This is a genomic window from Streptococcus mitis (genome assembly GCF_047464945.1).
Taxonomy (GTDB): domain Bacteria; phylum Bacillota; class Bacilli; order Lactobacillales; family Streptococcaceae; genus Streptococcus; species Streptococcus mitis_EA.
On the sequence record NZ_JASHAX010000001.1, the window covers coordinates 15,392 to 33,470 of the forward strand.

Here is an 18,079-nt window from a genome sequence, read left to right on the forward strand (position 1 = left end):
CATTTTTTTGAAACTACAACCCGCGTCAACATTATCTTGTTGTGGGTTTCTTGCTGATTTGCTTATTTTATACTCAATGAAAATCAAAGAGAAAACTAGGAAACTAGTCGCAGGTTGCTCAAAGCACTGCTTTGAGGTTGTAGATAAGACTGACGAAGTCAGCTCAAAACATGTTTTTGAGGTCGCGGATGAAACTGACGAAGTCAGCTCAAAACACTGTTTTGAGGTTGTAGATAAGACTGACGAAGTCAGTAACATATCTACGGCAAGGCGACGTTGACGCGGTTTGAAGAAATTTTCGAAGAGTATGATTAGAAAGTATTTCAGTGATTTCTTCATCTATAAGCAAAAAACTTGAAAAAAGTGAATGTTTGCGTTATCATTTTCATATAGAAAGAAAAAGAGGTATTACAGATGGCTATTATCTTACCAGAACTTCCATATGCATACGACGCTTTGGAACCATACATCGATGCGGAAACAATGCACTTGCACCATGACAAACACCATCAAACTTATGTCAACAATGCCAATGCAGCTCTAGAAAAACACCCTGAAATCGGTGAAGATCTTGAAGCCTTGCTTGCTGATGTAGAATCTATTCCAGCTGATATCCGTCAAGCACTTATCAACAACGGTGGCGGACACTTGAACCACGCTCTTTTCTGGGAATTGATGACTCCTGAAAAAACAGCTCCATCGGCAGAACTTGCAGCAGCAATCGATGCAACATTTGGTTCATTTGAAGACTTCCAAGCAGCCTTCACTGCAGCAGCAACAACTCGTTTTGGTTCTGGCTGGGCATGGTTGGTTGTCAACAAAGAAGGGAAGCTTGAAGTGACTTCAACAGCAAACCAAGACACACCAATCTCAGAAGGTAAAAAACCAATCTTGGGCTTGGACGTTTGGGAACATGCTTACTACGTGAAATACCGCAACGTGCGTCCTGACTACATCAAAGCTTTCTTCTCAGTGATCAACTGGAACAAAGTAGATGAATTGTACGCAGCTGCTAAATAATGATAGTTGGAGGGAAGAATTGTTCTTCTCTTTTTAAGGTTATATTATTTTGGTCTGACAAAATCGTCAGACTTTTTTCATTTTTATGAGAAACGTGCTAACTGATAGAAATTATGGTAGAATAAAGTATTAAGTAATCGTGAAAAAAGGATATCTATGCGAAAAGAAATTGCACCTGAATTATACAACTATAACAAGTTTCCTGGTCCTGAGTTTCATTTACACGGGGACAAGGTTGAAACGGAAGGGATAGCTTTTTCCTTGGTGGAAAATATCAAGGATGCCTTTGATGTGACGGCTTTTAATCAGCGTTTTTCAGAAGTCTTAACCAAGTTTGATTATATCGTGGGGGACTGGAGCAACGAACAGCTTCGCCTACGAGGTTTTTACAAGGATGACCGAACAGATGAAAAACTTGAAAAAATCAGTCGTTTACAAGACTACCTTTTAGAGTATTGTAGTTATGGTTGTGCCTATTTTGTCTTAGAAAATGAAGCCCCTAAGCGAGCATCATTTGACAAGAAAATGCGTAAGAAGGAAGAAGAAACACCTTCTAAAAAAGGAAAGAAACCGACTCAAACCAAACGAAAACCGAATGCAGATAAGAAAAATAGACGTCGTCAGAAAGACCAGCATTCTCAGAAAGAGGACAAGGGGCAACGTCATTTTGTCATTCGTCAGAAGTGAGTAGAGAATAAGGAGAAAAAATGAAACCGTCAATTTATAGTTTAACACGTCAAACCATGCAGGAATGGGTATTGGAGCAGGGAGAAAAGAAATTCCGTGCAGATCAAATCTGGGAATGGCTTTACCGTAAACGTGTCCAGTCATTTGAAGAGATGACTAACCTTTCCAAGGATTTGATTGCTAAGCTTAATGACCAGTTTGTGGTTAATCCCTTGAAACAACGTATCGTTCAAGAGTCTGCTGATGGGACAGTTAAATATCTTTTTGAATTGCCAGATGGTATGTTGATTGAGACAGTACTCATGCGTCAACACTATGGTTTGTCAGTCTGTGTGACCACTCAGGTCGGCTGTAATATCGGTTGTACCTTCTGTGCTTCTGGTTTGATTAAGAAACAACGTGACCTCAATAACGGTGAAATCGTAGCGCAAATCATGCTGGTTCAGAAATACTTTGATGAGCGTGGTCAGGACGAACGCGTCAGCCATATCGTTGTCATGGGGATTGGTGAACCATTTGATAACTACAACAATGTCTTGAATTTCGTTCGTACTATCAATGATGACAAGGGAATGGCCATCGGTGCTCGTCACATTACGGTTTCAACCTCAGGTTTGGCCCATAAAATTCGTGATTTTGCTAATGAAGGTGTTCAGGTCAATCTTGCCGTTTCCCTTCATGCACCTAATAATGAACTGCGCTCAAGTATCATGAAGATTAACCGTGCCTTTCCGATTGAAAAACTCTTTGCTGCTATTGAGTACTACATCGAAACAACCAATCGCCGTGTGACCTTTGAGTATATCATGCTCAATGAGGTTAATGACGGTGTAGAACAAGCCTTGGAATTGGCTGAATTGCTCAAGAATATCAAGAAATTGTCTTATGTAAACTTGATTCCTTACAATCCAGTTAGTGAGCATGACCAATATAGCCGTAGTCCTAAAGAGCGCGTCCTGGCCTTCTATGATACGCTTAAGAAAAAAGGGGTTAACTGTGTTGTTCGTCAAGAGCATGGTACTGATATTGATGCAGCTTGTGGACAATTGCGTTCCAATACAATGAAACGTGACCGCCAGAAAGCAGTAGCAGCAGTCAATCCTTAATGATGAAGAAGACTTATAATCATGTTTTGGTCTGGGGAGTCATTTTCTATAGTATTTGTATCGTTTACTTTTGCTTTACTCCTCAAGAACATTCTCCTGTGGGGGTGGAAACTCCAGGTATTCAGCATCTTGGACGCCTGGTTTTTCTTTTGACTCCTTTCAATTCTCTCTGGAAACTGGGTGAGGTGAGTGACATAGGACAATTATGTTGGATTTTTCTACAAAATATCCTCAATGTATTCTTGCTTTGTCCTCTTGTTTTCCAACTCCTTTATCTCCTTCCAAATTTGCGGAAAACAAGAAAAGTGATTTTGTTCAGTTTTCTAGTGAGTCTTGGAATCGAGTGTACGCAGTTAGTCTTGGACTTTTTCTTTGATTTCAATCGTGTCTTTGAGATTGATGATTTGTGGACCAATACCTTAGGTGGCTATCTGGCTTGGCTCCTCTATAAACGATTACATAAAAACAAGATAAGGAATTAAAATGAGTATTTTAGAAGTTAAAAATCTGAGTCACGGTTTTGGTGACCGTGCAATTTTTGAAGATGTGTCCTTCCGTCTCCTCAAGGGAGAACATATTGGCCTGGTCGGTGCCAATGGTGAAGGAAAATCAACCTTTATGAGTATCGTGACTGGTAAAATGCTGCCAGATGAAGGGAAGGTTGAGTGGTCCAAATATGTGACCGCTGGTTACTTGGATCAGCACTCCGTCCTTGCTGAAGGGCAGTCGGTGCGCGATGTTCTCCGTACTGCTTTTGATGAGCTTTTCAAAGCAGAAGTCCGTATCAATGACCTCTATATGGAAATGGCTGAAGACGGTGCGGATGTTGATGCTCTCATGGAAGAAGTGGGAGAACTCCAAGATCGTCTGGAGAGTCGTGATTTCTACACCTTGGATGCTAAGATTGATGAAGTGGCACGTGCCCTTGGTGTTATGGACTTTGGCATGGATACGGATGTAACTTCTTTGTCAGGTGGACAAAGAACCAAGGTGCTTTTGGCAAAACTTCTCCTTGAAAAGCCTGATATCTTGCTGTTGGACGAGCCGACCAACTACTTGGATGCTGAGCATATTGACTGGCTCAAGCGCTATCTCCAAAACTATGAAAATGCCTTTGTTCTTATTTCACACGATATTCCCTTCCTGAACGATGTGATTAATATTGTCTACCATGTGGAAAATCAACAGCTGACGCGTTATTCTGGTGACTACTACCAGTTCCAAGAAGTCTATGCTATGAAGAAATCTCAGCTAGAGGCAGCCTACGAACGTCAGCAGAAAGAGATTGCAGACCTCAAGGACTTCGTAGCTCGAAACAAAGCGCGTGTTGCAACACGAAACATGGCCATGTCCCGTCAGAAGAAATTGGATAAGATGGATATTATCGAACTGCAAAGTGAGAAACCAAAACCATCCTTTGATTTCAAACCGGCTCGTACACCAGGGCGCTTTATTTTCCAAGCCAAGGATTTGCAAATTGGTTATGATCGTCCTCTGACCAAGCCTTTAAATCTTACCTTTGAACGTAATCAAAAGGTTGCTATTATCGGGGCAAATGGTATCGGGAAAACAACTCTCTTGAAGTCCCTATTGGGCATTATCCCACCTATTGCTGGGGAAGTTGAACGCGGTGACTACCTAGAACTCGGTTATTTTGAACAGGAAGTAGAAGGCGGTAATCGCCAAACTCCTCTTGAAGCTGTTTGGAATGCCTTTCCAGCTCTCAACCAAGCAGAAGTTCGTGCAGCCCTTGCCCGTTGTGGTTTGACAACTAAGCATATCGAAAGTCAAATTCAGGTCTTGTCAGGTGGGGAACAAGCCAAAGTTCGTTTCTGTCTCTTGATGAATCGTGAAAACAACGTTTTAGTGCTGGACGAGCCGACCAACCACTTGGATGTGGATGCCAAGGATGAACTCAAACGCGCTCTCAAAGAATATAAGGGATCTATCCTTATGGTCTGCCACGAACCAGACTTCTATGAAGGCTGGATGGACCAAATATGGGATTTTAATAATTTAACTTAAGAATGAGAGTAAAAGAAATACAGTACCGAATGTGGATACTGTATTTCTTTGGTTTTTATGATTTAAAATCGTAGTCTTTCACCACTTCGATGTTGTCGATAGTAATAGCAGTCGTTGGTTTATCTTTCTCATCTTTTTCGGCTTTAGCAATCTTATCTACAACATCCATACCGTCAATCACTTGACCAAAGACTGGGTGTTTACCATCTAGACTAGGATTTCCCCCTTCTTTGTAGGCTTCGATGATTTTCTTTGGATACTTGCTTGTAGGGAGCTTAGCAGAGGTATCAGTAGAGTTTTGGTTGATAAAGAACTGGCTGCCGTTGGTGTTTGGTTGACCAGTATTAGCCATAGCAAGAGCACCACGGATGTTATAGAGATAAGGAGTAATCTCGTTCTTGAAACCAGTTCCCTTGTCTTTGGTTTTATCCTTGTCATGCCAGATAGACTGACCACCTGTACCGTCTCCTTTTGGATCCCCAGTTTGAACCATGAAGCCATCGATGACACGATGGAAGGTAATACCGTTATAGTATCCTTCTTTAGCATGAGTGAGGAAGTTTTCAACCGCTAGAGGAGCGAGTTTAGGGAAGAGTTTGATACGGATATCTCCTTGACTTGTGTGGAGAATCACTTCAGCTTCATCTTCAGCAACTTCTTTAGAAAGTTGTGGGAAATTGGCATTCTCGTTTGTTAAAGCATCGTTTAACTCCTTGGCAGATTGGGCAGCTGCTTTGGAACTTTCTTCAGCAGCAAGACTGGAATCAACATAGTCATTACCACGCAGACTACGTTGGACGTTGCTACATCCAGCTAGGGCTACAGTGGATAGTAAAAGAAGGGTTGCTAGTTTTTTCATTCTATTCCTCTCAAAAATTCATTTCTACCATTGTACCCTAAAAGGAAGTGGATTTCAAATGTTAGTGACAAGGTAGTTTTAGAGAAAATCAACCCAAAAATCACTTGATTAGAAATTTTTTTTGGATGACGGTCGATAATGTCCTTGTATTGTTCCAGCATCTGCTCCCCCGTTGGAGTCAATTTGTAGCTACGATTGCTAATTCTTCTTCTGAAAAGTTGTCATGAAGGGCTTGGTACAAATCTGCGGCCTTCATTTTAGAGAGGCCAGTAACTCCCTTCTTCTTAAGGATATTCTTTTTCATGGTAGCATTCAGATGGTCGAGTGAATCAAAGGAGGTTTCGATAGTAGCATATCCTTTTTCAACAAGCGTATCTAAATGTTTTGGGATATCAATTCCATAAGAATTACTATATTTTAAAAGAGCATATTTTCAAAGGATTTTTTCTTTTGCCTTCAATTCCTAATGAATCAATGAACTTAATACTAGGTCTCGAAAAGAATTATGTTTCCTCTTGCTGTCTGAGTTCAAAGAGGTCTTCTACTTTTAGATTAAAAACTTGAGCAATTTTAAGAGCCATTTCTAGCGAAGGATTGTAACGATTATTTTCCAAGTGCAGAATTGTCTCGCGTCGCATGCCGATGCGGTCGGCTAACTCCTGCTGGGTCATGCCTATGGACTCACGAACAGATTTGAGATTAGTAATAATTTTGCTTTCTTTGGCCATGCTTATCCTCTACGTTCCAAGATAAAATAGACAACCGCAAAGATGCTAATCAAGGCAGATATGCTAATAAATATTTGGCCCATGTAAAGAGTGAGAGCCCCCATATACCCAATGATAACTGCTAGGATCATCAGTGCGCCTAGTATAAAAACAAACATCAAGCTAGCTGCCTTGGCTAAATTAGCATAAAAGCGTTCGTCCGGAGTTTCCTTGACATTTTTCAAACAGAAAAAACCAAATAAAATCAATTCAATAACGAGGCCAATTCCCATAATCCATTCTTTAATACCAGAACTTACGCTTGGGGTCGCAACCCAAATCCCTACTGTATAAAAAATGCCTGCTGCAAAAATAAGTATCGTGTAAAGCTTAGCAGACAAGTCAAAAATAATCTTTCCCTTACCTTTCTGAATCTTATGAGGCCGTGGTTTCATATGTAGCCAGCTCCAAATAGCTATAATTTGACCTGACACTGAAATACCAGTAATAACTAACTTGGGTTCCCAACTAAGATTAGAACCAAATAAAACAATAAAATCAATAACGAGAGCTACGGCAATCATTGCAATGAGGCCACGCATTTTTTGACTTTTTTTCATGATAGACTCCTTTTTTATGTTATAAATATATAACACTTAAATTTTGTGTTATAAATATATCACATTTAAATTTAGAAAGCAAGAATTTTATGTGTCAATGTGGTAATTATTTGAAAAAATTTTTTAATAAAAGCCCTTGATAGTCAAACAACTAAAGAAATCTTTGAAGCAATGCATCGGATTTGGTTTGGATAGTTTCGTTAATAATATTTGATGATAAAGAATTTTTGGAAAATCTAGATACTGTATGAATCTTTACTTTTTTCTTAGACTGTTATAAAGTCTGTCAGAATAAGCGTTATAGGTGTAGAAGTTAATTTTTACAGAACTAAATTATTCCCCTATTTAGAATCTATTCATTCATATTTTATAAATTAATTAGTAGATATCGTTCTTAAAATCCTTGATATTTAGTTTGGGAACGGGCTTGGGATGTAGAAGCTAAGCATCCAAATCTCGTTCAGGCGATATGAAGGGTTTGACTTGGTGTTCTTTATAAAATTTTTCTAAAATAGTATTTATGACATTCTCTTTCTGATTTTTCTTTAAAAATATAACAAATTTCTAAATGGTTTAAAAATTTTATAGTCTGTCAAGTTTTTTTCTTGACACCTGCCAGAAATCTGCTATAATAGAACATGTGCTAAATAGCTCAGCTATTTCACCGAAATAAAAAATAAGAAAAGAGACTTTAAAAATGGCAGTTAAAATCCGTTTGACTCGTATGGGTTCTAAGAAAAAACCTTTCTACCGTATCAACGTAGCAGATTCACGTTCACCACGTGACGGACGTTTCATCGAAACAGTTGGAACTTACAACCCACTTGTTGCTGAAAACCAAGTAACTTTGAAAGAAGACCGCGTTCTTGCATGGTTGGCTGATGGAGCTCAACCTTCAGATACAGTTCGCAACATCCTTTCAAAAGAAGGTGTATTGAAAAAATTCCACGATTCTAAATTCTCAAAATAAGTTTAAAGTAGGTTGACAGATGGATACGATTGAAAATCTCATTATTGCGATTGTGAAACCCTTGATTTCACAACCAGATGCCTTAACTATCAAGATTGAAGATACACCAGAGTTTTTGGAATATCATTTGGATCTTGATCAAAGTGATGTGGGTCGTGTAATCGGTCGTAAGGGTCGCACTATTTCTGCGATAAGAACGATTGTCTACTCTGTCCCAACTGAAGACAAAAAAGTAAGAATCGTTATTGACGAAAAATAAGAAGGGCGGGACGGATGTCTCGCTTTTTTGCAAGTAGCAGGATATGAAGGATTTAACGTTTAGACAATTACAAGACTACTTACTCGAACATTACCAGCAGTTTCGGACTGAGGAAGGTCTTTTTATGAAGTTAGTGGAGGAAGTCGGGGAAGTAGCTGAGGTTTTGAATGGTCGTTCTGGTAGAAAAGAGGGCGTTCAGGATTCTAACGAGGAACTAGCAAAAGAACTTGCTGATATCATTCACTACACCATCGCAATCGCGGCTATCAACGATATTGATCTAACCAAAACCATCTTTGAGAAAGATAAAACTGCAGCCATTAAGTACCAACATGAACGTGATTTGGAAGGATTTTTGAAAGGGAAGTAAAGGTATTGTACTCTTACTCCAACTTGAGAAAATCCATGGAACGTGATAAAATAAAGGATAAGGATTTTTAATAATTCATTATATAGAATGAGTGGATTTCTCTATGAAGAGGTTTGAAGTATCTACAGAAATTGGTAGTCTCTCTGTTACTTATCAAAAGCAAAAGAAAATGCTAGTTTGTTTAAGTGGCGCAGGTTTGCTACCAAGTTATGAAAATTTTTCACTTATACTTGAAAAACTTCCTCCTACAATTGGTTATTTGACAATTGATTTTCCGAACACAGGTAGGAGTCCGATTCATGACCAAGCTGGAAAAAATCTAGATAATCTTGCAGATGCGGTTTATGAAGTACTTGAAGAATTAGGGATTTCTGAATATATACTTTGTGTACATAGTTTGAGTGGAATTTTAGCTTGCAAATTGCTCAACAAACCAATTAAGTGTCAGGCTTTACTAGCAATTGAACCGACAACTAAAAAAGTCATGTTTGCTGATTTTTCAGAAAATCCTTATCCAGAAATGGAAGAGCAGATGAGGCTGATTGACGAGTGTGGTCCTGAACTTTATTTTAAGAACTTAACTCAAGCAACATTTAGCCCTGAAATTAATAAAGAAATCTGGGAAATAATGCAGGAAAAAGGCTCAGAGTTGGAAAATCAAGATCCAGGATTTCAGATATCTGGAGAGATTACTAAGGAAGATTTTGAGAATTTGTCGATAGAAGCTTATACCCCTGTATTTATTTTTTGTCAGCCTTATAGAGAAAAAGAGTACAGAGAATCAGAATATTGGACTTCCAATACTAAACTCATTTTAGGAGGGAATCACCATTATTTACAGTGGTCTGAATCCGAAAAAATTGCGACTATTATTCGAGAATTGTCAGAATAAGATGGAAAGAAGGAGACTACAGGAGACAAGATGAACTATTTTAATGTTGGGAAAATCGTCAATACGCAGGGGTTGCAGGGTGAGATGCGAGTCTTGTCTGTGACAGATTTTGCAGAAGAACGGTTTAAAAAAGGGGCTGAGCTGGCCTTGTTTGATGAAAAAGATCAGTTTGTTCAAACAGTGACCATCGCTAGCCACCGTAAACAGAAGAACTTTGACATTATTAAATTCAAAGATATGTACCATATTAATGCTATTGAAAAATACAAGGGATACAGTCTCAAGGTTGCTGAGGAAGATTTAAATGCTCTGGACGATGGTGAATTTTATTATCACGAGATTATCGGTTTGGAAGTCTATGAGGGTGATAACTTGATTGGAACAATCAAGGAAATCCTGCAACCAGGTGCCAACGATGTCTGGGTGGTCAAGCGAAAAGGTAAACGTGACTTGCTCTTGCCTTATATCCCACCAGTGGTTCTCAATGTTGATATTCCAAATAAACGCGTCGATGTGGAAATCTTAGAAGGGTTAGACGATGAAGATTGATATTTTAACCCTCTTTCCAGAGATGTTCTCTCCACTGGAGCACTCAATCGTCGGAAAGGCTCGAGAAAAAGGGCTCTTGGATATCCAGTATCATAATTTTCGAGAATATGCTGAAAAGGCCCGCCATGTCGACGATGAGCCCTACGGAGGCGGTCAGGGGATGTTGCTCCGAGCACAACCCATTTTCGATGCCTTTGATGCTATTGAAAAGAAAAATCCGCGCGTCATTCTCCTCGATCCTGCAGGGAAGAAATTTGATCAGACTTATGCTGAAGATTTGGCTCAAGAGGAAGAGCTAATCTTTATCTGTGGGCATTACGAGGGTTATGATGAGCGCATTAAGACTTTGGTGACAGATGAGATTTCCTTGGGCGACTATGTCTTGACTGGTGGAGAGTTGGCGGCTATGACCATGATTGATGCTACGGTACGCCTGATTCCAGAAGTGATTGGCAAGGAGTCTAGCCACCAAGATGATAGTTTTTCTTCAGGTCTTCTTGAATATCCTCAGTACACACGTCCCTATGATTATCGAGGCATGGTTGTCCCAGATGTTCTGATGAGCGGGCACCATGAAAAGATTCGTCAGTGGCGATTGTATGAGAGTTTAAAGAAAACCTATGAGCGCAGACCGGATTTGCTTGAACATTATCAACTGACAGCAGAAGAAGAAAAAATGCTGATAGAAATCAAAGAAAACAAAGAATAAAGGAGAAACCTATGCAAGTAATCAAACGTGATGGAGAAATTGCTGAATTTAATCCAGATAAGATTTACCAAGCTATCTTAAAAGCAGCCCAGACTGTCTATGTATTGACAGATGATTTACGTCAAAACCTTGCACAAGTCACTAAGAAAGTGGTTTTGGATTTGGAAGAGGCCAAGGTGGAACGCGCCACCATCAGCATGATTCAGTCTATGGTTGAACATCGTTTACTGGGTGCAGGTTACATTACCATTGCAGAACACTACATTTCCTATCGTTTACAACGTGACTTGGAAAGAAGTGGTTATGGAGACCATATCGCTGTTCATTTACATTTTGAACAAATTCGCTAAGAAAAAGAGTGGGATGAAGCAACTACATCTCACTCTTTCTTAAATCTATTTTTTTGGGCTGTTTGGACGGTGGAAGGGACAAATCGTAGGCGTTGAATATCGCTTATGCGGATAATACGGCTTACATTTTTAGCAAAATTTTTCACGATAATTTGCTGGCGTTGCTGATCGTATTTGATGATATCACCTGTAAAACTTGTCTCAGATAAGATAAGGTGAACAGCGGTTTGTTTCTGGATAGCCTCTTCAATAGTGGCTGTAAGGGAGTTGGTTTCAGTCTGGTCTGGTTCTTCATGTCCATTTAAAAAGTCATGTATTTTATCTAGAACTTGCTGGAATTTATGTCTCATATTGGCCTCCCTTCTTTTATATCAATATTATATAAAATTTTCCTAAAATCTACAAGATTTTACGAATAATCAAATGAAAGCTAAAAAAGGAGAAGAAAATGGCAGAATTTACATTTGAAATCGAAGAGCACTTGTTGACTCTCTCTGAAAACGAAAAAGGTTGGACCAAGGAAATCAACCGTGTGAGCTTTAATGGTGCTCCTGCAAAGTTTGATATTCGTGCTTGGAGCCCAGATCATACTAAAATGGGCAAAGGAATTACTCTCTCAAATGAAGAATTTCAAACAATGGTGGATGCCTTTAAAATCAACTAAGTTTTCAAAATGAAAGAAAAGGATATTGAGTCATGACAACTCGATATCCTTTTTTAGTTAGCAAAGTAAGCTTGATTTTTAAGGCGTTGAAGTAGCGAACGGCTAATAAAACTAATAGCCAGAAGTTTAGCAAGGTCTGGAATGATAAAGGGAAGAACCCCCACAACAAGAGTTTTTTCAAATGCCATTCCAGCTAGGAAATGCAAGCTGAGAATCCCTCCGACAAAGACAAGGGCATCACCCAAGAGGTTTGCAAGAAAAATCTTGACAACACCACTCTTGCTGTTAGTTAGGGAAGAAGTAAGTCCAGAGTAGACAAGATAAAACCAAAGATAACCTGCAGTAGGACCAACCAACGCCTGCAATCCAGCTCCACCTCCTGCAAAGACAGGAAGACCGATAGCACCTAGAAGAAGATAGAGTCCGACAGAAAGTACAGCCTCTCTCGGTCTAAAGACAGTAGCAATCAAGCCGATTGCAAAGTTTTGCAGAGTGAAGGGAACAGGTCCAATTGGAAGGGTGATTTGTGCCAATACAGCAATGAGAGCAGCCCCAATAGCAGGGATGGCATAAACGTGAGCTTTTTTCAAAATAGTTAACCTCTTTTCTGATATATAGTAACTATTATACTTAAATCAACACTATTGTCAACCTATTTAAGTAACATGGGTAACAAAAAACTGTAACGGCCGATTTGATTGACAAGAGAAATTTGATAATTGTTTTTTATCGATTTGTAAATCAGTTTTATATATAGATAATCCCATTTTATACATAAAAAATATACTATAAATACTTGACAAACTAAAAAATAAGTGCTACATTAATAAATGTAAACGGATACATTTATATGTGTTCAATTTTAAAAGGAGGGGTAGTTATGAGATATTTTAACGACTCTAGATACAATAACGGTGATTAAAAACCTAAATATAATCAATTCATATTAAAGTAATATGGATGGACTAAAAAGGGGACTGTTGCTTATTCTTCATCAAATATTTTAATTAAAGAAGAAGTAAAATGAAAAAAAGAATTAACAAGAAAGCATCTGTTTTTCTAGTCGCAAGTGTTTTAAGTTTTAGCTTTGCTACTGTAGCTAGTATTGTTAGTGCAACTACAGCACACCCTGCTCCAAGTCCCATTATTGATGTATGGGAATATGGTGTAAATGATAACTCTGGTTATTCGAATTACTTTGTTAGTTCTCCAGATAATATTGGTTCAAAATCTTCAGTAACGAATTTTTGGGGAACAGTTAAAGCTCAGGATAAACAAGATTATGGATGGGCATATTCAAGTGCTACAAAATCTTGGAGCGATGTTCGATTAAATGCATATTGGGATTATTATAGATTTTAAAAATAATTTATGAAAACAAGAGACCCAATTATAAAATAGGGTCTCTTGTAATATGGTAATTGCTTATGAAATTAAAATTATGTATCATTGGATTCTTCTTCTGTTTGATTGCTGCAATTGGTTGGGTCACTATTAGCGATACAGAAATGCCCATACCTTTACCAATTGATGGTGCTTTTTCTATTCAAGGAAAAAGCAATCTTTCAAATAACGAAATATACGAAATGGTTCGTGATTTATCAAAATCGGAAAAGGTTACCATTTACAAGCCCATCGTTCAGAGTTCGGGTCAGTTGAGGTATGTAAATTTTGATGATGTAAATAATGAACAATTAAAGTCAACACCAATAATAGGGATGTATTACACCCTTGGGAAAATGGATATAGATAGTTTGAAACCACTTACGATGACGGGGTTGCAAACAGTATATATGGCTTATCCTTGGTATATAGGAGGAATCTTACAATTTACTGGAACTTTAAGAATACTGTTAATGGGTTCAATTTACTTAACTTTATTAGTTATGTTATTTGTTGTTAGAACGAAGCAGATTAAAGAAGGAGTGATACGACGTTCTTTGGGATTGCCTGTATACGATCTAAGAAGAGATTATGGTATTTCTCTTATTTTTGAACTGATTATGATGGCTTTATTGATGATTTCTTACAGTTCTTTTTTGGGAAATGGTTTCTTCACCTATAGTTCTAAGTTATTTTTCTCTCTGATTTTAACGAATTTTATACTATTTCAAATCATTGATCTCATCACCTTTGTTTTATTTTGGTTGACGATTCAGGTTGAAAAGCCTATTGAAATTATTAAAAACAAGGCAAAAAATAAACTTATTTTTGTCGTATGGCTTGCCATTATTTCGATTATTATCCTTATCTCAGGAGTTTTTTTACAAGAAACAAAGAGTAGTCAATCCAGTATTAACATTCAGATACAGAATTTAGTACCATGGGACACAGTAAAAGACTGGAGAAGGATTGAGTTCCTTGGAATTGAAAGTAACTCTACTAAAAATGGAGAAGTTAATGATTCGGATGGTCAGTATCTACAGATAGCTGCTTCCTTAAAAAACTTAGATTATTTATATATAGATCGATCCTCAGCATATGTTCCAGATTTCATGAAAACTTCACATGTTATGGAAAATTTTTCTAAACAATTAGAAAATGACGGAATAACGAATCCAGAAATAAATAAAGAGTTGATTTATATCAATCAAACAGGTGCTAACCTACAAAATAAAGTGAATGGAACAAACTATCATCTTTTAGATAATAAGATAGCAACCATTTATATTCCTGAGAAATGGAAAGAAAATCAGAAATCTATTGAGAATACAGTTGTAGCAGAACAATTTATTGGAACAAACTATACAAAAGAAGAAATTGCAGTACAAATAATTCCTGATGGTGATAAAATTTTTTATTTCAATGAAGATGCTGATGATAATCATAAAATGAAAGAGCTTTTACCAATGGCAAGTGTAGCAGATAGCACAGATAACATTGTTGTTGTGTTAGATACGGACAAAATGATTGAAAACAACAAGTTTTCTTTGGCTAGTAATATAACAACTAAGTCTCTTTTTAGTCCTGAGGCGGTAAATAAAATAAATGAAATGGCTACCCAGTTGAATGTTTCAATGAATCCAGTAGATGTTTACCAAATTGTGAAATTAAAGATCCAGTCCTTAGAGCACCAAATTCTACTTTCACAAATTTTGCAGAAGATAATTTACAGTATTGTCTTTATACTCATTTATCAATATGTCCAACTTTATATTACCCTAAAACAGAATGAATATGTGAAGAAAATCATTTTAGGTCTGTCAAAAACATATATAGCAATTTCAAGTCTCAAGTATTTTATGATGACTATTACAATCGTTATCCTATTTACATTTCTTATGACAGGTCAAATAGAGTTGCTATATATTGGTCTTGCTTCTCTGCTCGTTTTGATGTTGTCAATAATCATGAGTTTTAGAAAATTATCTGAAAGCTACACTAAAATTTTAAAAGGAGATGAAACATGACAATTGACCTTTTGAACGTTTCAAAAAGTTTCGGCTCAAAAAAGATCTTTACAGACTTAAATTTAAAATTTGAATCTGGAAAAAGTTATGCATTGATTGGAGGTTCTGGCTCTGGTAAAAGTACCCTTCTTAATATTATAGGAAGATTAGAAAAAATTGACAGTGGGAATGTTTTAGTTGATAAACAAGATATTTGGAAGATAAAAGAAAGAACTTTTTTTAAAAATACTGTTGGATATGTATTTCAGAATTATTCTTTAATAGATAACAAAACAGTATATGATAATTTGAAACTTATCACTAAAGACAAAAAAACAATAACTGATGTACTTGAAAAAGTAGGACTGTCAAGTGACTATTTACATCAAAAAATATATGAATTGTCTGGAGGGCAGGCTCAACGTGTAGCTATTGCCAGAATGTTAATGAAACCACGTAAAATTATCTTAGCAGATGAGCCTACAGGAGCTTTAGATGGTGAGATTGGAAAAGAAATTATTCGTTTATTATTGAATGAAAGAGATGAAGATAAATATGTCATTATAGCGACGCATGATCCAGCTGTCTATAACGAAGTTGATGTGATCATTGATATGAAAGATATAGGGGATAATGTATGAAAAAGATAATTTATATTGCTTTGATCTTTGTAGCTGGAATGCTTGCCATTTTCTTCTTTGGAAAACAAATGATCACAAAAGAAAATACCAATAAACCAACACTGGAGTTAATAGTCTATACGCTTTCTTCTAGTGATACAGAAAAATGGAATAAAGTGAAACAAGTAGAAACGGAAGAAGCTACATATATCATAACTGTGAAAGAAGTAGCGTCTTCAGAAGAAGTATTTTCAAACATCATTGCAAATGGAGCTGCTGCGGGGTTCGGAGTTCGTGAAGAAGAAGTGAAGCAATTTAATAATAATTTAGGAGACACTATTGAGGACTCTAAGCGTAATAAACTCATTGGAATAGAATTTTTTACTTTTTCTAATGCTGACGAGGGATTTGTAGTAGCAAATTTTGACTACGGTAGTGAAGAGTTGAATTCTCAGAAAAAAGATATGAAAGAGTTATATAAAAAAATATATGAATCTTTTAAAGAAAAGAATAAATGATTGTGTTATAATCCTTATATTTTGTTATGGTTTGTTAATTGATTTTTGCATATCTTATTTCAACATACTATAAAATAAAACATAAGAAAACGAGTATCTCCAACTACGGCAATACTCGATTTTTGATATTTAGAAGTGTTTTTTGCTCTGCTTCTTTTATTTCGATTAACGCATAGTTACAAATTCTTCAGATGCAGTTGGGTGAATCGCCACAGTTGCATCAAAGTCTGCCTTGGTTGCTCCCATTTTGATAGCAACGGCAAATCCTTGGATCATTTCATCAACACCGTAGCCAATTCCATGAAGTCCGACAACTTTTTCTTCAGAACCAGCTGTGATCAATTTGAAACGTGTTTCTTGACGGTTGCAAGTGCAAGCAGAGTACATAGACGTAAAGCTTGATTTGTAAACCTTGATTTGATCTTGACCGTATTCTTTAATAGCTTGTTCTTCTGTCAAACCAACAGTTCCGATAGCAGGGTGTGAAAAGACAACAGTTGGAATAGTTGTGTAGTCCATTTTTGCAGTTGTTTTGCCGTTAAAGAGACGTTCAGATAAAGTACGTCCAGCCTTGATAGCAACTGGAGTCAGTTCCTTTTCACCTGTTACATCACCTAAAGCGTAGATTCCCTCAACAACAGTATTTTGGTATTCATCCACTTGGATAAAGCCACGTTCGTTCAAAGTTACTCCAGCTTTTTCAAGTTGCAAGCCCTTAACGTTTGGACGGCGGCCTGTAGCCCAGATAACTTGGCTAGCTGTGTGACTAGTACCATCTTCGAAATGAATGGTAATGCCTTCAGCAGTTTTTTCTAACTTAACAGGGACTTTGTGAGTGTGAAGTGGTAAGTTTGTTCTTTCCATTTCCTTGACCAGACCTTCAACGATGTAAGAATCAAAACCACGTAAAGGACGATCACGACGAACAAAGAGGTCTGTCTTGACACCAAAAGTGTGGAGTACGCCAGCCAATTCAACGGCGATATAACCAGCGCCTAGAATTGCAACTGACTCTGGCAATTCTTCCCAAGCAAATACATCATCAGAAGAGCCACCTAGTTCAGCACCAGGAATGTTTGGAATACTTGGATGGGCACCAGTAGCAATCACAATATGTTTAGCACGAATCAGTTCACCATTTACGCTAACAGTATGAGAATCTACAAATTCAGCATGACCTTTAATCAAGTCTACTCCGTTGCGTTTAAAACTGCCATCATAAGAAGAACGAGCGCGATCAATGTAGGCTTCACGATTGCGACGTAGGGTTGCAAAGTCAAAGTTAAGATCAGTAGTCTTAAAGCCGTAGTCTTCTCCAAATTGATGGAAAGTCTCAGCGATTTGCGCCCCGTACCACATGATTTTTTTAGGAACACAGCCGACATTGACGCAAGTTCCACCTAGTTTCTTTTCCTCAATAACGGCCGCTTTGGCTCCGTGTTCACCAGCACGGTTCATGGTAGCAATTCCTCCGCTACCTCCACCGATAGCAATGATATCGTATTCTCTCATTGAAAACTCCTTTGTACTCTTTTAAATAGTAGAGTGTCATTTTTTGATAGTCATATTCTATCTTTTTTTTTATCTGATTGCAAAAATCTGCTACGTTCAAAAAATTTAAAGAAAAGGCTTGCAAAAAAGAAAAATAAAGTGTATTATATAACTAGTACAACGATTGTAAAATAAATTCCGAACAATAATTAAATCCTGAAATGTCATTATTTCGTTCTGAAATGTTATTGTTTCAAATTGATAATTTTTGTAT

General features: G+C 37.4%; 25 protein-coding genes. 18 read left to right on the plus strand and 7 right to left on the minus strand.

The window, feature by feature from the left end:
• Window positions 1–76 precede the first annotated feature (76 nt).
• From QM424_RS00090 to QM424_RS00115, 6 genes are all read left to right on the plus strand, one after another.
• On the plus strand, window positions 77–280 hold the full coding sequence (locus QM424_RS00090; protein ID WP_025171902.1) for a hypothetical protein: 204 nt from the start codon (window positions 77–79) through the stop codon (window positions 278–280).
• Between the two features lie 134 nt (window positions 281–414).
• Entirely contained in the window at window positions 415–1,020 is a 606-nt protein-coding gene (gene sodA / locus QM424_RS00095) for a superoxide dismutase SodA (RefSeq protein WP_261056043.1), read from the plus strand.
• A 156-nt stretch (window positions 1,021–1,176) separates the two neighbouring features.
• A complete protein-coding gene (locus QM424_RS00100) occupies window positions 1,177–1,707 on the plus strand; it encodes a YutD family protein (RefSeq protein ID WP_261148431.1) in 531 nt (176 codons plus the stop codon).
• A gap of 20 nt (window positions 1,708–1,727) precedes the next feature.
• Entirely contained in the window at window positions 1,728–2,813 is a 1,086-nt protein-coding gene (rlmN, locus tag QM424_RS00105) for a dual-specificity RNA methyltransferase RlmN (RefSeq protein ID WP_000804760.1), read from the plus strand.
• Window positions 2,813–3,295 carry a VanZ family protein gene (locus tag QM424_RS00110; protein WP_000976723.1) on the plus strand — a complete coding sequence of 161 codons (483 nt, stop codon included), beginning with the start codon at window positions 2,813–2,815 and terminating at the stop codon, window positions 3,293–3,295. The genes rlmN and QM424_RS00110 overlap by 1 nt, the downstream gene beginning before the upstream one ends.
• 1 nt (window position 3,296) lies before the next feature.
• Window positions 3,297–4,838, plus strand: a complete 1,542-nt coding sequence (locus QM424_RS00115) for an ABC-F family ATP-binding cassette domain-containing protein (RefSeq protein WP_000025383.1) — start codon at window positions 3,297–3,299, stop codon at window positions 4,836–4,838.
• Window positions 4,839–4,893: 55 nt separating this feature from the next.
• On the opposite strand, the gene QM424_RS00120 is transcribed toward QM424_RS00115, so the two are convergent.
• The 4 genes from QM424_RS00120 to QM424_RS00135 all read right to left on the minus strand — a co-directional run bounded on the left by QM424_RS00120 (window position 4,894) and on the right by QM424_RS00135 (window position 7,024).
• Window positions 4,894–5,697 (minus strand): peptidylprolyl isomerase, encoded by an 804-nt coding sequence (locus QM424_RS00120; protein WP_414392572.1) that lies wholly within the window; start codon window positions 5,695–5,697, stop codon window positions 4,894–4,896.
• Window positions 5,698–5,875: 178 nt separating this feature from the next.
• Window positions 5,876–6,001: a hypothetical protein gene (locus QM424_RS00125; RefSeq protein ID WP_261053811.1), complete on the minus strand. Its 126-nt coding sequence runs from the start codon at window positions 5,999–6,001 to the stop codon at window positions 5,876–5,878.
• A gap of 199 nt (window positions 6,002–6,200) precedes the next feature.
• Window positions 6,201–6,425 (minus strand): helix-turn-helix transcriptional regulator, encoded by a 225-nt coding sequence (locus QM424_RS00130; protein WP_001041095.1) that lies wholly within the window; start codon window positions 6,423–6,425, stop codon window positions 6,201–6,203.
• Between the two features lie 2 nt (window positions 6,426–6,427).
• A complete protein-coding gene (locus QM424_RS00135) occupies window positions 6,428–7,024 on the minus strand; it encodes a hypothetical protein (protein WP_261053812.1) in 597 nt (198 codons plus the stop codon).
• A gap of 697 nt (window positions 7,025–7,721) precedes the next feature.
• Here QM424_RS00135 and rpsP point away from each other — a divergent pair.
• The 7 genes from rpsP to QM424_RS00170 all read left to right on the plus strand — a co-directional run bounded on the left by rpsP (window position 7,722) and on the right by QM424_RS00170 (window position 11,123).
• Window positions 7,722–7,994 (plus strand): 30S ribosomal protein S16, encoded by a 273-nt coding sequence (gene rpsP, locus QM424_RS00140; RefSeq protein WP_000268760.1) that lies wholly within the window; start codon window positions 7,722–7,724, stop codon window positions 7,992–7,994.
• Between the two features lie 19 nt (window positions 7,995–8,013).
• On the plus strand, window positions 8,014–8,253 hold the full coding sequence (gene kphA / locus QM424_RS00145) for an RNA-binding protein KphA (RefSeq protein WP_000379617.1): 240 nt from the start codon (window positions 8,014–8,016) through the stop codon (window positions 8,251–8,253).
• 43 nt (window positions 8,254–8,296) lie between these two features.
• Window positions 8,297–8,623, plus strand: a complete 327-nt coding sequence (locus tag QM424_RS00150) for a MazG nucleotide pyrophosphohydrolase domain-containing protein (RefSeq protein WP_261053813.1) — start codon at window positions 8,297–8,299, stop codon at window positions 8,621–8,623.
• Between the two features lie 103 nt (window positions 8,624–8,726).
• Window positions 8,727–9,515 (plus strand): alpha/beta fold hydrolase, encoded by a 789-nt coding sequence (locus QM424_RS00155; protein WP_261029829.1) that lies wholly within the window; start codon window positions 8,727–8,729, stop codon window positions 9,513–9,515.
• Between the two features lie 30 nt (window positions 9,516–9,545).
• Window positions 9,546–10,064 (plus strand): ribosome maturation factor RimM, encoded by a 519-nt coding sequence (gene rimM, locus QM424_RS00160; RefSeq protein ID WP_261029828.1) that lies wholly within the window; start codon window positions 9,546–9,548, stop codon window positions 10,062–10,064.
• Complete coding sequence (gene trmD / locus QM424_RS00165) at window positions 10,054–10,773, plus strand: tRNA (guanosine(37)-N1)-methyltransferase TrmD (RefSeq protein WP_261029827.1); 720 nt, start codon at window positions 10,054–10,056, stop codon at window positions 10,771–10,773. Before rimM ends, trmD begins: the two co-directional genes overlap by 11 nt.
• A gap of 11 nt (window positions 10,774–10,784) precedes the next feature.
• On the plus strand, window positions 10,785–11,123 hold the full coding sequence (locus tag QM424_RS00170) for an ATP cone domain-containing protein (RefSeq protein WP_001196040.1): 339 nt from the start codon (window positions 10,785–10,787) through the stop codon (window positions 11,121–11,123).
• Window positions 11,124–11,152: 29 nt separating this feature from the next.
• On the opposite strand, the gene QM424_RS00175 is transcribed toward QM424_RS00170, so the two are convergent.
• A complete protein-coding gene (locus tag QM424_RS00175; RefSeq protein ID WP_261029826.1) occupies window positions 11,153–11,473 on the minus strand; it encodes a hypothetical protein in 321 nt (106 codons plus the stop codon).
• 98 nt (window positions 11,474–11,571) lie between these two features.
• Here QM424_RS00175 and QM424_RS00180 point away from each other — a divergent pair, with 98 nt between their 5' ends.
• A complete protein-coding gene (locus tag QM424_RS00180; RefSeq protein ID WP_049551872.1) occupies window positions 11,572–11,787 on the plus strand; it encodes a YdbC family protein in 216 nt (71 codons plus the stop codon).
• Window positions 11,788–11,840: 53 nt separating this feature from the next.
• On the opposite strand, the gene QM424_RS00185 is transcribed toward QM424_RS00180, so the two are convergent.
• Window positions 11,841–12,377, minus strand: a complete 537-nt coding sequence (locus QM424_RS00185) for a biotin transporter BioY (protein WP_261029825.1) — start codon at window positions 12,375–12,377, stop codon at window positions 11,841–11,843.
• 433 nt (window positions 12,378–12,810) lie between these two features.
• Here QM424_RS00185 and QM424_RS00190 point away from each other — a divergent pair, with 433 nt between their 5' ends.
• The 4 genes from QM424_RS00190 (at window position 12,811) to QM424_RS00205 (ending at window position 16,314) form a co-directional block, all read left to right on the plus strand.
• Window positions 12,811–13,149: a hypothetical protein gene (locus QM424_RS00190; RefSeq protein ID WP_000746106.1), complete on the plus strand. Its 339-nt coding sequence runs from the start codon at window positions 12,811–12,813 to the stop codon at window positions 13,147–13,149.
• A 65-nt stretch (window positions 13,150–13,214) separates the two neighbouring features.
• Window positions 13,215–15,197, plus strand: a complete 1,983-nt coding sequence (locus tag QM424_RS00195) for an ABC transporter permease (RefSeq protein WP_414392573.1) — start codon at window positions 13,215–13,217, stop codon at window positions 15,195–15,197.
• Entirely contained in the window at window positions 15,194–15,817 is a 624-nt protein-coding gene (locus tag QM424_RS00200) for an ATP-binding cassette domain-containing protein (protein ID WP_000151033.1), read from the plus strand. Before QM424_RS00195 ends, QM424_RS00200 begins: the two co-directional genes overlap by 4 nt.
• Entirely contained in the window at window positions 15,814–16,314 is a 501-nt protein-coding gene (locus QM424_RS00205) for a hypothetical protein (protein WP_369606952.1), read from the plus strand. The genes QM424_RS00200 and QM424_RS00205 overlap by 4 nt, the downstream gene beginning before the upstream one ends.
• Window positions 16,315–16,479: 165 nt before the next feature.
• On the opposite strand, the gene gor is transcribed toward QM424_RS00205, so the two are convergent.
• Window positions 16,480–17,826 (minus strand): glutathione-disulfide reductase, encoded by a 1,347-nt coding sequence (gor, locus tag QM424_RS00210; RefSeq protein ID WP_369606953.1) that lies wholly within the window; start codon window positions 17,824–17,826, stop codon window positions 16,480–16,482.
• Window positions 17,827–18,079: the final 253 nt, after the last annotated feature.

Bases quoted from the DNA above. Each gene is read 5' to 3' on its own strand.
- QM424_RS00125 (WP_261053811.1), bottom strand. From the start codon at position 6,001: ATGAAAAAGAATATCCTTAAGAAGAAGGGAGTTACTGGCCTCTCTAAA.
- QM424_RS00175 (WP_261029826.1), bottom strand. From the start codon at position 11,473: ATGAGACATAAATTCCAGCAAGTTCTAGATAAAATACATGACTTTTTA.
- rimM (WP_261029828.1), top strand. From the start codon at position 9,546: ATGAACTATTTTAATGTTGGGAAAATCGTCAATACGCAGGGGTTGCAG.
- QM424_RS00195 (WP_414392573.1), top strand. From the start codon at position 13,215: ATGAAATTAAAATTATGTATCATTGGATTCTTCTTCTGTTTGATTGCT.
- kphA (WP_000379617.1), top strand. From the start codon at position 8,014: ATGGATACGATTGAAAATCTCATTATTGCGATTGTGAAACCCTTGATT.
- QM424_RS00180 (WP_049551872.1), top strand. From the start codon at position 11,572: ATGGCAGAATTTACATTTGAAATCGAAGAGCACTTGTTGACTCTCTCT.
- QM424_RS00110 (WP_000976723.1), top strand. From the start codon at position 2,813: ATGATGAAGAAGACTTATAATCATGTTTTGGTCTGGGGAGTCATTTTC.
- QM424_RS00155 (WP_261029829.1), top strand. From the start codon at position 8,727: ATGAAGAGGTTTGAAGTATCTACAGAAATTGGTAGTCTCTCTGTTACT.
- rpsP (WP_000268760.1), top strand. From the start codon at position 7,722: ATGGCAGTTAAAATCCGTTTGACTCGTATGGGTTCTAAGAAAAAACCT.
- QM424_RS00115 (WP_000025383.1), top strand. From the start codon at position 3,297: ATGAGTATTTTAGAAGTTAAAAATCTGAGTCACGGTTTTGGTGACCGT.
- trmD (WP_261029827.1), top strand. From the start codon at position 10,054: ATGAAGATTGATATTTTAACCCTCTTTCCAGAGATGTTCTCTCCACTG.
- rlmN (WP_000804760.1), top strand. From the start codon at position 1,728: ATGAAACCGTCAATTTATAGTTTAACACGTCAAACCATGCAGGAATGG.
- QM424_RS00150 (WP_261053813.1), top strand. From the start codon at position 8,297: ATGAAGGATTTAACGTTTAGACAATTACAAGACTACTTACTCGAACAT.
- gor (WP_369606953.1), bottom strand. From the start codon at position 17,826: ATGAGAGAATACGATATCATTGCTATCGGTGGAGGTAGCGGAGGAATT.
- sodA (WP_261056043.1), top strand. From the start codon at position 415: ATGGCTATTATCTTACCAGAACTTCCATATGCATACGACGCTTTGGAA.
- QM424_RS00135 (WP_261053812.1), bottom strand. From the start codon at position 7,024: ATGAAAAAAAGTCAAAAAATGCGTGGCCTCATTGCAATGATTGCCGTA.
- QM424_RS00190 (WP_000746106.1), top strand. From the start codon at position 12,811: ATGAAAAAAAGAATTAACAAGAAAGCATCTGTTTTTCTAGTCGCAAGT.
- QM424_RS00205 (WP_369606952.1), top strand. From the start codon at position 15,814: ATGAAAAAGATAATTTATATTGCTTTGATCTTTGTAGCTGGAATGCTT.
- QM424_RS00130 (WP_001041095.1), bottom strand. From the start codon at position 6,425: ATGGCCAAAGAAAGCAAAATTATTACTAATCTCAAATCTGTTCGTGAG.
- QM424_RS00120 (WP_414392572.1), bottom strand. From the start codon at position 5,697: ATGAAAAAACTAGCAACCCTTCTTTTACTATCCACTGTAGCCCTAGCT.
- QM424_RS00200 (WP_000151033.1), top strand. From the start codon at position 15,194: ATGACAATTGACCTTTTGAACGTTTCAAAAAGTTTCGGCTCAAAAAAG.
- QM424_RS00090 (WP_025171902.1), top strand. From the start codon at position 77: ATGAAAATCAAAGAGAAAACTAGGAAACTAGTCGCAGGTTGCTCAAAG.
- QM424_RS00170 (WP_001196040.1), top strand. From the start codon at position 10,785: ATGCAAGTAATCAAACGTGATGGAGAAATTGCTGAATTTAATCCAGAT.
- QM424_RS00100 (WP_261148431.1), top strand. From the start codon at position 1,177: ATGCGAAAAGAAATTGCACCTGAATTATACAACTATAACAAGTTTCCT.